The sequence below is a fragment of the Stenotrophomonas sp. NPDC077421 genome (assembly GCF_049545505.1).
GTDB lineage: Bacteria > Pseudomonadota > Gammaproteobacteria > Xanthomonadales > Xanthomonadaceae > Stenotrophomonas > Stenotrophomonas nematodicola.
The window spans coordinates 141,562-153,476 of record NZ_JBMWDP010000003.1; the positions used below are offsets into that span (position 1 = coordinate 141,562).

The 11,915-nt window shown below is 68.2% G+C and carries 12 protein-coding genes; 4 read left to right on the plus strand and 8 right to left on the minus strand.

Annotated elements, in window-relative coordinates:
• The first annotated feature begins 26 nt into the window (after positions 1 to 26).
• Both edd and ACPEH1_RS02935 read left to right on the plus strand, forming a co-directional pair.
• Positions 27 to 1,943, plus strand: coding sequence for a phosphogluconate dehydratase (gene edd, locus ACPEH1_RS02930; protein WP_423715200.1), 1,917 nt, complete (start codon positions 27 to 29; stop codon positions 1,941 to 1,943).
• 236 nt (positions 1,944 to 2,179) lie between these two features.
• Positions 2,180 to 2,839, plus strand: coding sequence for a bifunctional 4-hydroxy-2-oxoglutarate aldolase/2-dehydro-3-deoxy-phosphogluconate aldolase (locus ACPEH1_RS02935; RefSeq protein WP_136005853.1), 660 nt, complete (start codon positions 2,180 to 2,182; stop codon positions 2,837 to 2,839).
• 51 nt (positions 2,840 to 2,890) lie between these two features.
• Here ACPEH1_RS02935 and ACPEH1_RS02940 read toward each other — a convergent pair whose 3' ends face one another.
• The 3 genes from ACPEH1_RS02940 to ispG form a co-directional block, all read right to left on the minus strand.
• On the minus strand, positions 2,891 to 3,538 hold the full coding sequence (locus ACPEH1_RS02940; protein WP_423715201.1) for a response regulator: 648 nt from the start codon (positions 3,536 to 3,538) through the stop codon (positions 2,891 to 2,893).
• 232 nt (positions 3,539 to 3,770) lie between these two features.
• Complete coding sequence (locus ACPEH1_RS02945; protein WP_017355955.1) at positions 3,771 to 4,478, minus strand: phosphatase PAP2 family protein; 708 nt, start codon at positions 4,476 to 4,478, stop codon at positions 3,771 to 3,773.
• Positions 4,459 to 5,724, minus strand: coding sequence for a flavodoxin-dependent (E)-4-hydroxy-3-methylbut-2-enyl-diphosphate synthase (gene ispG, locus ACPEH1_RS02950; protein WP_423715202.1), 1,266 nt, complete (start codon positions 5,722 to 5,724; stop codon positions 4,459 to 4,461). The genes ACPEH1_RS02945 and ispG overlap by 20 nt, the downstream gene beginning before the upstream one ends.
• A 132-nt stretch (positions 5,725 to 5,856) precedes the next feature.
• Here ispG and ACPEH1_RS02955 point away from each other — a divergent pair, with 132 nt between their 5' ends.
• Together ACPEH1_RS02955 and ACPEH1_RS02960 are read left to right on the plus strand one after the other, a co-directional pair.
• Positions 5,857 to 7,083, plus strand: a complete 1,227-nt coding sequence (locus ACPEH1_RS02955; RefSeq protein WP_017355953.1) for an ATP-binding protein — start codon at positions 5,857 to 5,859, stop codon at positions 7,081 to 7,083.
• A complete protein-coding gene (locus tag ACPEH1_RS02960) occupies positions 7,080 to 7,670 on the plus strand; it encodes a response regulator transcription factor (protein WP_017355952.1) in 591 nt (196 codons plus the stop codon). Before ACPEH1_RS02955 ends, ACPEH1_RS02960 begins: the two co-directional genes overlap by 4 nt.
• A 37-nt stretch (positions 7,671 to 7,707) precedes the next feature.
• On the opposite strand, the gene pgi is transcribed toward ACPEH1_RS02960, so the two are convergent.
• The 5 genes from pgi to folK form a co-directional block, all read right to left on the minus strand.
• The gene (gene pgi, locus ACPEH1_RS02965) at positions 7,708 to 9,222 is read right to left on the minus strand and encodes a glucose-6-phosphate isomerase (RefSeq protein WP_136005846.1); all 1,515 of its coding nucleotides are present in this window, start codon (positions 9,220 to 9,222) and stop codon (positions 7,708 to 7,710) included.
• Positions 9,219 to 9,599: an aspartate 1-decarboxylase gene (gene panD / locus ACPEH1_RS02970; RefSeq protein ID WP_017355950.1), complete on the minus strand. Its 381-nt coding sequence runs from the start codon at positions 9,597 to 9,599 to the stop codon at positions 9,219 to 9,221. The genes pgi and panD overlap by 4 nt, the downstream gene beginning before the upstream one ends.
• A gap of 139 nt (positions 9,600 to 9,738) precedes the next feature.
• Entirely contained in the window at positions 9,739 to 10,581 is an 843-nt protein-coding gene (panC, locus tag ACPEH1_RS02975; RefSeq protein WP_017355949.1) for a pantoate--beta-alanine ligase, read from the minus strand.
• Positions 10,578 to 11,393, minus strand: a complete 816-nt coding sequence (panB, locus tag ACPEH1_RS02980) for a 3-methyl-2-oxobutanoate hydroxymethyltransferase (protein WP_423715203.1) — start codon at positions 11,391 to 11,393, stop codon at positions 10,578 to 10,580. The genes panC and panB overlap by 4 nt, the downstream gene beginning before the upstream one ends.
• Positions 11,394 to 11,424: 31 nt before the next feature.
• Complete coding sequence (gene folK, locus ACPEH1_RS02985; RefSeq protein ID WP_017355947.1) at positions 11,425 to 11,913, minus strand: 2-amino-4-hydroxy-6-hydroxymethyldihydropteridine diphosphokinase; 489 nt, start codon at positions 11,911 to 11,913, stop codon at positions 11,425 to 11,427.
• Positions 11,914 to 11,915 lie beyond the last annotated feature (2 nt).

Sequence of the window (11,915 nt, forward strand, 5' to 3'; positions counted from 1 at the left end):
GTTCGCCTTCTCATAGCCGGTAGCCAATGAGCCTGCATCCCAAACTCCATGCCATCACCGAACGCATCGTCCAGCGCAGCGCCGCCTCGCGCGCCGCCTACCTGGCCGGCATCGACGCCGCGCTGCGCGACGGTCCGTTCCGTTCGCGCCTGAGCTGCGGCAACCTCGCCCACGGTTTCGCGGCCTGCGGCCCCACCGACAAGAGCCGCCTGCGCGGCGGGGTGACGCCGAACCTGGGCATCATCACCGCCTACAACGACATGCTGTCGGCGCACCAGCCGTTCGAACGTTATCCGGACATCCTGCGCGACACCGCCCGCGAGCTCGGCGCCACGGCACAGGTGGCCGGTGGTGTGCCGGCGATGTGCGATGGCGTCACCCAGGGCCGCGGCGGCATGGAACTGTCGCTGTTCTCGCGTGATGTGATCGCACAGTCGACCGCGATCGGGCTGAGCCACGACATGTTCGATGCCACCGTCTACCTCGGTGTCTGCGACAAGATCGTGCCGGGCCTGCTGATCGGCGCACTGGCCTTCGGCCATCTGCCGGCGATCTTCCTGCCGGCCGGGCCGATGACGCCGGGCATTCCGAACAAGCAGAAGGCCGAAGTCCGCGAGCGCTACGCGGCCGGCCAGGCAACCCGCGAGGAGCTGCTGGAAGTGGAAGCGGCGTCCTATCACGGCGCAGGCACCTGCACGTTCTACGGCACGGCCAATTCCAATCAGACGCTGCTGGAAGCAATGGGCGTGCAGTTGCCCGGTGCGTCGTTCGTCAATCCGGATACGCCGCTGCGCGATGCACTGACCCGTCATGCGGGCGCGCGTGCGCTGGAGATCAGTGCGCTGGGCGACGACTTCCGTCCGCTGGGCCGCCTGATCGACGAGCGCGCGATCGTCAATGCCATCGTGACGCTGATGGCGACCGGTGGCTCGACCAACCACACGATCCACTGGATCGCCGTGGCACGTGCCGCCGGGATCGTGCTGACCTGGGACGACATGGACCAGCTGTCGCAGCTGATTCCATTGCTGGCGCGGGTCTATCCGAACGGCGAAGCCGACGTGAACCGTTTCGCGGCGGCCGGCGGCACGGCGTTCGTGTTCCGCGAGCTGATGGATGCGGGGCTGATGCATGCGGACCTGGCCACGGTGGCGGTCGGCGGGATGCGCCAGTACGGGCAGGAGCCGGCCCTGCGCGACGGCGCGCTGACCTGGATCGATGGCATCACCGAGAGCGCCGACACCGAGGTGGTGCGCGGGGTGGCCGACCCGTTCGAGGCACAGGGTGGCCTGCGCCTGCTGCGCGGCAATCTGGGGCGTTCGCTGATCAAGCTGTCGGCGGTGAAGCCGCAGTACCGCACGATCGAGGCGCCGGCGGTGGTGGTGGATGCGCCGCAGGTGCTGAACAAGCTGCACGCGGCCGGGATGCTGCCGCATGATTTCGTGGCCGTGGTGCGCTACCAGGGTCCGCGCGCGAACGGCATGCCGGAGCTGCACTCGCTGGCGCCCTTGCTGGGCCTGCTGCAGAACCAGGGCCGGCGCGTGGCGCTGGTGACCGATGGCCGTCTGTCCGGCGCGTCGGGCAAATTCCCGGCGGCGATCCACATGACGCCGGAGGCATCGCGCGGCGGTCCGCTGGCGCGCGTGCGCGAAGGCGACATCATCCGGATGGATGGCGAGGCAGGCACGCTGGACGTACTGGTTGATCCGGCCGAATGGGCGGCGCGCACGCTGGCGCCGAACACGGCACCGGCAGCGCACGATCTGGGCCGCAATCTGTTCGCGATGAACCGCCGCCTGGTGGGACCGGCCGACCAGGGCGCGATTTCGATCTCGTGTGGGCCGGCTGCCGCCGACGGCGACATCTGGAACTACGACGCGGAGTACGAGCTGGGGCACGACGCCGAGGCAGCGCTTGCGCCGCATGAGGCCAAGGACGCCTGACGGTTTATCGCCGAGCGCGGCGGTGGGGTTTCCGGGACACGCCGTGAACCCGCCACCTCTCGACAGATGGCGGCGCCTCACTGGCTGATTCGCGACCGTTACGCGATTCACCAACCGCCTCACGACACAGTGCGGCGCTTTGTTGGCGTCGGCCAATTCGGTAGCGCCGGCCTCTGGCCGGCCTTTGGGGTCTCCGGCCAACACGTGGTCGACCCGATCAACAGGAAGACATTTTCATGAGCATTGCCGAACACCAGAAACGCGCTGAATCCCTCCTCCACGCCGCCGGCATCCTGCCCGTCGTCACCGTGCACACCCTGGACCAGGCACGCGCGGTCAGTGCGGCGCTGTTGGAAGGCGGCCTGCCGGCGATCGAGCTGACGCTGCGCACGCCGATTGCGATGGAGGCACTGGCGATGCTCAAACGCGAGCTGCCGGACGTGGTGGTGGGCGCGGGCACGGTGTTGACCGTGGAGCAGATGCAGCAGTCGATCGATGCCGGCGCGGATTTCCTGGTGACGCCGGGAACGCCGGCGCCTATGGCCGATGCGCTTGCCGCGGCCCCGTTGCCGGTGGTGCCGGGAGCGGCCTCGCCGACCGAAATGCTGGCGCTGTATGCACGCGGCTTCCGCGTCTGCAAGCTGTTCCCGGCCTCGGCGGTGGGCGGCCTGGCGATGATCAAGGGCCTGGCCGGTCCGATTCCGGACCTGAAGCTCTGCCCGACCGGCGGCATCACCGAAACCACCGCCGCAGAGTATCTGGAGCAGAAGAACGTGGTCTGCATCGGCGGCTCGTGGATGGTGCCGGGCAACTGGATCGACAACGGCGACTGGGACAAGGTGCGCGAGAGCGCGGCCCAGGCGGCGAAGATCGTGGCGCGCGTCCGCGCCAGGTGAGGCAACGGCGGCCGGGCATCGCCCCGCTGCCGCCGACGACACCGGCGCGGATTACATTGGTCGCGCCGGGTCCACCAGGCCGTACTGGCTGGCCATGCGTGCCAGGGCGATGTTGTCGCTGATGCCCATCTTTTCGAACAGGCGCGCCTTGTGCGTATTGACGGTCTTGGCACTGAGGCTCAGACGCTTGGCAATGTCCTCCTGGCGCAGGCCCTGGGTCAGCAGCAGGGCCACTTCCAGTTCGCGCGGCGACAGCGCATCGAACGGCGAGTGGCTGCCTTCCACGTTCGAGAGCGCCAGGTTCTGGGCGATGCTGCTGCCCAGGTAACGGCGGCCCAGCGCGGCGTCGCGTACGGCACGCAGCAGTTCCTGCGCATCGCAGGCCTTGCCGATGTACCCGGACGCGCCGGCTTCAAGCAGCCGCTTGGGCATGGGGCCATCTTCCAGCACCGACACGATCACCACCCGCGTTCCGTGATCGCCACGGACCACGCGCTCGGTGACTTCCATGCCGCTGACGCCAGGCAGGTGCAGATCACACAGCACCACGTCCGGACGCAATTGACGGATTTCCGGCAGCGCGTCCTCGCAGGACTCGGCCTCGCCGACCACGTCCATGTCGGTCTCGTTGGAGAGGATCATCTTCATGCCGGTACGCACCAGCGCATGATCGTCCACCAGATACACTCGAATCGTCATGCACGTACCTCTTCAAACGCTGCTAACGGGGGCCAGCCTAACGGCGGGACACGACGATCACAAGAATGAACACGCATTGCATCGTCCATTCTGGTGTTGACATCACATCCGCTTCTGGAAGCCCCTTCCCCTTGCCTTTCAATGAAGGCAACCCTGGTTTACTCAGCCTATCGGCAACGACGCTCCCCGCGTCACCGCACCTCTCCCCGGTGCGATTCGTGCCGTGTCCGGGTCAGTTGCGATGCCGCCACGGGTGGCGGCGCCGGAACATCACCAGGAAACACCCTACCACCCAAACCACGGCGGCACACCACCCGGCCAGGATGTCGGACGGGTAATGCACGCCCAGATACACCCGCGACACGCTCACCAGCAGGGCGAACGTACCGGCCAGGATCAGCACCGGCCAGCGCCAGCGGGTGTCCCAGGCCAGCAGCATCAGGGTGACCGCCAGCGTCATCGAGCCCATCGCGTGGCCACTCGGGAAGCTGAATGTGCTCTCCGGGGCGATCGATTCCCACAGGCTGGGGCGGTCACGCTGGAAGAACTGCTTGCTGCCCAGGTTCAACAACGCCGAGCCCACGAAACAGATCGCCACGAAACTGGCTTCCCGCCAGCGTCGTCGCCACAGCAGCGCGGCCACGATGAGCACGTCGGCCGGGATCAGGAACCACTCGTAGCCCAGCTTGGACAGCAGCACGAAGAAGCGGTCCAGGCCGGGCGAATGCAGGCCATGCATCTTCCACAGCAGCGGCGCGTCGAAATGGATCGATTCCAGTTCGTGCACTTCGTCGGCCAATGCGACAAACCCGGCCAGCGGCAGCAGGACGCCCACGAACAGCAGGACAAAGCGCCACGCGTTGTGGCCCATCCAGTGGCGGAACCCGGCGGCCGGCTCCGGTGCGGCCAGCACCGTGGGCTTATCCGACACGTCGGACATAGGTCCGTTCGACGTAGTCGTCGATCAACGCCACGAAGTCCTGGGCGATGTTGTCGCCGCGCAGGGTCACCGTCTTTTCGCCGTCGACGAACACCGGCGCGGCCGGGCTCTCACCGGTGCCCGGCAGCGAGATGCCGATGTTGGCATGGCGCGATTCACCCGGCCCGTTGACGATGCAGCCCATCACCGCCAGGGTCATGTTCTCCGCGCCCGGGTGGCTCACTTTCCATTCCGGCATCTTGCCGCGCACGTGGTTCTGCACCACCTTGGCCAGCTCCTGGAAGAACTCGGAAGTGGTGCGTCCGCAGCCCGGGCAGGCTGTGACCAGCGGCGTGAACGCGCGCTGGCCGGTGGTCTGCAGCAGCTCCTGGGCCACGATCACCTCGGCGGTGCGCGACTGCCCCGGTTCGGGGGTGAGCGAAATGCGGATGGTGTCGCCGATGCCTTCCTGCAGCAGCACCGCCAGCGCCGCCGAGGAGGCGACGATGCCCTTGCTGCCGATGCCGGCCTCGGTCAGCCCCAGGTGCAGGGCAAAGTCCGAGCGCTGGGCCAGGTCGCGATAGACCGCGATCAGTTCCTGCACGCCGCTGACCTTGGCCGAAAGCACGATGCGATCACGCGGCAGGCCCAGTTCCACGGCCGTATGGGCCGAATCCAGCGCCGAACGGATCAGCGCCTCGCGCAGCACCCGGCCGGCATCCCACGGTTGTGCGCGCTGGCTGTTCTCGTCCATCAGGCGTGCGGCCAGCGACTGGTCCAGCGAGCCCCAGTTGGCGCCGATGCGCACCGGCTTGTCGTAGCGGATCGCGAACTCGATCAACTGGGCGAACTGGGTGTCCTTCTTCTTGCCGAAGCCGACGTTGCCCGGGTTGATGCGGTATTTGGCCAGGGCCTCGGCGCAGGCCGGTTCCTGGGTCAACAGCTGATGGCCGTTGTAGTGGAAGTCGCCGATCAGGGGGACGTCGATCCCCATCATCCGCAGCTTCTCGACGATACGCGGGATCGCCGCTGCCGATTCGGGGTTGTTGACCGTCAGCCGCACCATTTCCGATCCGGCCCGCCACAGCTCGGCCACCTGCTTGACGCTGGCGGCAACATTGGCGGTGTCGGTGTTGGTCATCGACTGGACCACCACGGGATGGCCACCACCGACCACCACGCCGCCAATGCGGACGGGCTGGGTCTGGCGGCGGGCCCACACGGTGGTGTCGGCGGGTTGGGTCGGTCGGGTAACGGCATCGTGCATCCGGGCATTTTAGCGCGCCCGGCGCGCGCGTAGGTGCCGGCCGTTGGACGGCACTCATTTTCGGTGCCGTCCGTCCGATGCGGCCGATTGTCGCAGGCAGCCGGCCCGCTGAACGCATACGATGGGCGGGCAATGACCGGTCCCGACGCCCCCTTCCTCCGAACGCTGTGCAGTCTGCGCTGGCTGGCCGTGGCCGGCCAGGCGGCCACCATCCTTGTCGCCACCTGGGTGCTGGGCCTGGAGCTGTCGCAGCGCCCCCTCTGGGCCGGCGTGGCGGCGCTGGCCCTGTTCAATCTCTACGCCCAATGGCGGGTGCATGACGCCGACACCGCGCCGCTGACCGCGTTCTGCCACATCCTGGTCGACGTCACCGTCCTGACCTGGATGGTCGGCTGGAGCGGCGGCATCGCCAATCCGTTCGGTTCGCTGTTCCTGATTCTGATCGCCCTGGCCGCGCTCGCCCTGCCGCTGCGCTGGACCCTGGCGGTGGCCGCCGCCTGTCTGATCGGCTATGCCGTCAGCGGCCTGTTCGGCGTTCCGCTGCCGGCCGGCTACTTCACCGCGATGCAGATGCACCAGTGGGGCGTGGTCTGCAACTTCCTGCTGTCGGCCACGGTGGTGCTGGTGTTCGCCACCCGGCTGGCCATCGCCCTGCGCCATCGCGAGCACGAACTGGCGCTGCTGCGCGAGCGCTTCGTGCGCAACGAAGGCATCGTCGCGCTGGCCACGCATGCCGCCTCGGTGGCGCATGAGCTCAACACGCCGCTGGCGACAATGACCCTGCTCGCCGACGACATCGCCGACCAGACCGACAGCAGCGAGGTCCGCGACGACGTGGAGACCCTGCGCGAGCTGCTGGTGCAATGCCGCGAACGCGTGCTGGCGCTGGCCCGCCCGGCGGCGGGCGAAAGCTCCGGCCGCGACCGGGTGACCCTGCCTCAGGTACTCGAACAGTGGCGGCTGGTGCGCCCGACCATCACCCTCAAGCGCAATGACGATGCCCCGCTGGACCTGCCACTGGATCCCGGCATCGGCCACCTGCTGATGGTGCTGCTCAACAATGCCGCCGATGCCGGTGAGAAAGCCGAGCGCCCGCAGGTCGATCTCACCCTGCGCATCCAGGGCGAGGACCTGATCGGCGAAGTCCGCGATTACGGCCACGGTTTCGATGCGCGCCAGGCGGTGCTGCCCGGCACGCTCTTCAACAGCGGCAAGACCGAGGGCATGGGCGTTGGCCTGGCCCTGTCGCATGCCACCATCGAGCGGCTGGAAGGCGAACTGTGGATGCGTCCGGCCCACGGTGCCGGCACCCGCGTCGGCTTCCGCCTGCCCTTGTCCCCCCGGGAGACTTCCGCATGACCCCCTACACTCCGGTACCCGGCACCGCGCCGGCCCTCCACGGCCTGCTCGTCGACGACGACGAACTGTACCTGCGCACTCTGCAGCGCAGCCTGGCGCGAAAGGGCTTGGACACCGTCACCGCCAGCGACATCGCCTCGGCGCTGTTGCTGGCCCGTCAGCAGCCGCCGGCCTTTGCCCTGATCGATCTCAAGCTGGGCGCCGAATCCGGTCTGGCGCTGATCCAGCCGCTGCGCGCGTTGCGCGAGGACATGCGCATTCTGCTGGTCACCGGTTACGCCAGCATCGCCACCGCCGTGGAGGCGATCAAGCTGGGCGCCGACGACTACCTGCCCAAGCCGGCCACAGTGCCGATGATTCTGCGTGCGCTGGGCGAGGAAGACGACGGCCCGGCCGACGACGGCGATCTTGAGCCACCGGATGCGATGACCCCGATCAGTCGCCTGCAGTGGGAGCACATCCAGCAGGCCATGCACGAAACCGGCGGCAACGTCTCCGCCGCCGCGCGCCTGCTCGGCATGCACCGCCGTTCGCTGCAGCGCAAGCTGGCCAAGCGGCCGAGCCCCGAGCGCGACCCCAGCAGATAGCGCCGACCGTTGGTCGGCGCTACGGGTTGGGATGCGGTCAGGCCTTCAGGCGGGCCAGCAGCTCCAGCGTCACCGGGTCGGTGATGGCGGCCGCGTCGCCCTGCAGCGCCGGCAGCAGCTGGCTGGCCAGCTGTTTGCCCAGCTCCACGCCGAACTGGTCGAAGGCGTTGATGTTCCAGATCAGCGACTGCACGTACACGGCGTGTTCGTACATCGCGATCAGGGCGCCCAGCGACTGCGGGGTGAGCGCGTCGAGCAGGATCATGGTGCTGGGGCGGCCGCCCGGGTAATCGCGGTGCGGGTCGTCGCTGCTCTGGCCATTGGCCAGCGCCTCGGTCTGCGCCAGCAGGTTGGCCATCAGCGCCTGGTGGTTGACCACATAGGGATCATCGTTGTGCACGCAGCCGATGAAATCGGCCGGAATGACACTGGTGCCCTGGTGCAGCGCCTGGAAGAAGCTGTGCTGCACGTCCGTGCCCGCCCCGCCCCACCACACCGGCACGGTGTCGGTGGTGACCGGGCTGCCGTCGCGCTGCACGCGCTTGCCCAGGCTTTCCATCACCAGCTGCTGCAGGTAGGCCGGCAGCAGCGCAAGCCGCTGGTCGTAGGTCATCACCGCATGGGTGGCATGGCCAAGCAGATTACGGTTCCAGATATCGGTCAGCGCATGCAGCACCGGCAGGTTCTGGTCCAGCGGTGCGTTCAGCGCGTGCGCGTCCATCTGCGCCGCGCCGTCGAGCAGCTGCTCGAAGCCCTTGAAGCCGATGGCCAGCGCGATCGGGAAGCCGACCGCCGACCACAGCGAATAGCGCCCCCCCACCCAGTCCCACATCGGCAGCACGCGGCCGGCGGCGATCGAGAACGCCTTGGCGGCGCGTTCGGGATTGGCACTGACGGCGTACAGACGATCGCTGCCGCCCAGCCAGTCGTGCAGGATCTGCCCGTTGAGCAGGGTTTCCTGGGTGCCGAAGGTCTTGGAAATCAGGATGCCGGCCGTGGTGGCCGGGTCCAGCGTGGCCAGCGTGCGCTGCATGGCCGCGCCGTCCACGTTCGATACGAAATGCACGCGGAAGCGTGCGCCACTCACCGGACGCAGCGCATCGGCGACCAGGCGCGGACCAAGGTCCGACCCGCCGATGCCGACGCTGACGATATCGGTGACGTTGGTCTGCTCCAGCGCCGTGATCAGTTCGCCCATCCGCGCCCGCACCTGCGCGGCGGTGGCGAAGGCCTCGCCCGCCACGGGTGCGCCACTGAGGTCGCCGCGCAGCGCGGTATGCAGCGCCGCGCGGCCTTCGGTCACGTTGACCGTTTCACCGCGGAACAGGCGCTGGAGGCCACCGGCGACATCGCATCCGGCCGCCAGGTCCAGCAACGCATCCAACGCCGCGCGGTCGACCTTCTGCCGCGCGAAATTGACGTACAACGGACCCACCCGCAGCCCCAACGTTCGTGCCCGCTCCGGTTCGGCAGCAAGCAGCGACGGGATGCTGGCGCCGCGCAGGCGCTGGGCATGGGAATGAAGCGGGTCGAATCCGTTGTGCTGTGTCATGCGGCCTGGGTCGGAATGGTGTCGTTGGTGTGGGAGATCTGGTTCTTGCCGTCCACATATACCAACTTCGGCTTGAAGCTGTCAGCTTCTTCTTCGCTCATGCTGGCGAAGGCGGCAATGATGATGATGTCGCCCACCTGCACGTGGCGCGCCGCGCCGCCGTTGAGCGAGACCACGCCGCTGCCGGCCTCGGCACGGATCGCATAGGTGGAGAAACGCGCACCGTTGGTGACGTCCCAGATATGCACCTGTTCAAACTCGCGGATGCCGGTGGCCTGCAGCAGGTTGTCATCGATGGCGATGGAACCTTCGTAGTTCAGCTCGGAGTGAGTGACGGTGGCGCGATGGATCTTGGTCTTGAGCAGGGAGAGGTGCATGGCACGCGACAACGGTAAAGGAAAGGGAAATTCTAGCACCCGGGCGGCAGGCGGCAGGGGGTGCGCCCTGCCCGCTGCCGGCGGTTCAGGCAGATGACGGCAGCGGCGGGTGGCGGCCGGCGGGCCGCCGCCCGGCGGCTCAGAACTCCAGGTTGTCGATCAACCGGGTGGTGCCGATGCGGGCGGCGATCAGGGCCACCCGCGTGCCATCGTCGGCATCGGCCGGTTCGGACAGGTCCGGCAGGCGCACCACGGCGTAGTCGACCTGGAAGCCGGCGGCCTGCAGCGCGGCGGTGGCCTCCGCCTCGATCAGGGTGCGTGCCTTGCCGCCGATGAAGCCTTCGCGCATGGCCAGCAGCACCTGGTGGATGGTGGTGGACACCTGGCGATGCTCAGCGTTGAGGTACTGGTTGCGCGAGCTCATGGCCAGGCCGTCGGCCTCGCGCACGATGTCGCCACCGACGATCTGGATCGGGAAGGCCAGGTCCTCCACCATCTGGCGGATCACCGCCAGCTGCTGATAGTCCTTCTTGCCGAACGCGGCCACGTCCGGCTGGACCTGGTTGAACAGCCGCGAGACCACGGTGCAGACGCCGTCGAAATGGCCCGGGCGGTGCGCGCCTTCCAGCAGCCCGCTGATGCCGGGCACGTTGACGCTGGCGGCCAACGCCACGCCGAACGGATACATCGATTCGACCGTGGGCAGCCACAGCACGTCGCAGCCGGCCTGCTCCAGGCCGGATGTGTCGGCCTCGGGCGTGCGCGGGTAGCGGGTGAAGTCCTCGTTCGGGCCGAACTGGGTCGGGTTGACGAAGACGCTGGAAACCACGCGGTCGGCGTACTGCCGCGCCAGCGTCACCAGCGAGTAGTGGCCCGCGTGCAGGTTGCCCATCGTGGGCACCAGCGCGACGCGCAGGCCCTCACGCTTCCAGCCGTTGACGACGGCGCGCAGGCGGGACAGTTCGGTGACGGTGTCGATCATGAGGCGTAGGCGTGTTCTGCGTCGGGGAAGGAGCCGTCGCGCACGGCGTCGGCAAAGGCACGGACGGCGCCGGCGATGGAACCGCCCTCGGCCAGGAAATCCTTGACGAACTTGGGCCGGCGATGGCCGCTGTCCAGGCCGAGGAAATCATGCAGGACCAGCACCTGGCCGTCGCACGCCGGGCCGGCGCCAATGCCGATGGTCGGCACCGTCACGGCCGCGGTGACCGCAGCGGCCACCGGCGTGGGCAGGCACTCCAGCACCATGAGGGTGGCGCCCGCCTCGACAACGGCCTTGGCATCCTCGACCAGCTGGCGGGCAGCATCGCCACGCCCCTGCACGCGGTAACCGCCCAGACGCAGCACCGACTGCGGGGTCAGGCCCAGGTGCGAGCAGACCGGAATCTCGCGCTCGACCAGATAACGGATCACGTCCAGCTTGAAGCCGGCGCCCTCGATCTTGACCATCTCGGCACCGGCCTGCAGCAGGCGCACCGAGGCCTCGAAGGCACGTTCCGGGCTCGCGTCCGCGCTGAACGGCAGGTCGGCGATCACCAGCGCGCGCTGCACCACCCGGGCCACGGCGCGGGTGTGGTAGACCATGTCGTCGGTGGTGACCGGCAGGGTCGAATCGTGCCCCTGCACCACCATGCCCAGCGAGTCGCCGATCAGGATCAGATCGACCCCGTTGGCATCGAAACTGCGCGCGAAGCCAGCATCGTAAGCGGTCAACATCACCAGCTTCTGCCCGTTGCGCTTGGCCTCCGCCAGCGCGGGGACGGTCCAGGGCTTGCTGTCTGCGTGGGTACTCATGAGCTGATAACCGGTGGCGATAAGCCCCGCATTATCCTCCTATTGGAGCGATCCCGCAGGCCTCCACCTGCATTGCAGCATTCCGCACGCGGCCACGTCCTGGAATCAGCGCCTCACCGGCGATTTCAGCCAGCGGCAGCAACGCGAACGCACGTTCGTGCAGATGGGGATGCGGCACCTTCAACTGCGGCAGGTCGATGACCTCCTCACCGTACAGCAGCACATCCAGGTCCAGCGTGCGCGGCCCCCAGTGCAGGCCCGGCTCGCGGACCCGGCCGAAGTCGCGCTCGATCGCCAGCAGCGCCTCCAGCAGGACCGGGGCGGCCAGCGCGGTGTCCAGCACGGCAGCGGCATTGACGAAGGGCGGCTGGTCCACGTTGCCCCACGCCGGCGTGCCATACAACTGCGAGCGCGCCCGCAGCGTGGTGTGCGGCAGCGCCGCCAGCGCCTGGAACGCATCGCGCAGGGTCTGCGCGGCGTCCCCGAGGTTGGCGCCCAACCCGATACAGGCCAGGGTCACGG

What these genes read in the sequence shown, in the direction of transcription:
- edd (WP_423715200.1), top strand. Translation starts at nt 27, where the DNA reads ATGAGCCTGCATCCCAAACTCCATGCCATCACCGAACGCATCGTCCAG.
- ACPEH1_RS02935 (WP_136005853.1), top strand. Translation starts at nt 2,180, where the DNA reads ATGAGCATTGCCGAACACCAGAAACGCGCTGAATCCCTCCTCCACGCC.
- ACPEH1_RS02940 (WP_423715201.1), bottom strand. Translation starts at nt 3,538, where the DNA reads ATGACGATTCGAGTGTATCTGGTGGACGATCATGCGCTGGTGCGTACC.
- ACPEH1_RS02945 (WP_017355955.1), bottom strand. Translation starts at nt 4,478, where the DNA reads ATGTCCGACGTGTCGGATAAGCCCACGGTGCTGGCCGCACCGGAGCCG.
- ispG (WP_423715202.1), bottom strand. Translation starts at nt 5,724, where the DNA reads ATGCACGATGCCGTTACCCGACCGACCCAACCCGCCGACACCACCGTG.
- ACPEH1_RS02955 (WP_017355953.1), top strand. Translation starts at nt 5,857, where the DNA reads ATGACCGGTCCCGACGCCCCCTTCCTCCGAACGCTGTGCAGTCTGCGC.
- ACPEH1_RS02960 (WP_017355952.1), top strand. Translation starts at nt 7,080, where the DNA reads ATGACCCCCTACACTCCGGTACCCGGCACCGCGCCGGCCCTCCACGGC.
- pgi (WP_136005846.1), bottom strand. Translation starts at nt 9,222, where the DNA reads ATGACACAGCACAACGGATTCGACCCGCTTCATTCCCATGCCCAGCGC.
- panD (WP_017355950.1), bottom strand. Translation starts at nt 9,599, where the DNA reads ATGCACCTCTCCCTGCTCAAGACCAAGATCCATCGCGCCACCGTCACT.
- panC (WP_017355949.1), bottom strand. Translation starts at nt 10,581, where the DNA reads ATGATCGACACCGTCACCGAACTGTCCCGCCTGCGCGCCGTCGTCAAC.
- panB (WP_423715203.1), bottom strand. Translation starts at nt 11,393, where the DNA reads ATGAGTACCCACGCAGACAGCAAGCCCTGGACCGTCCCCGCGCTGGCG.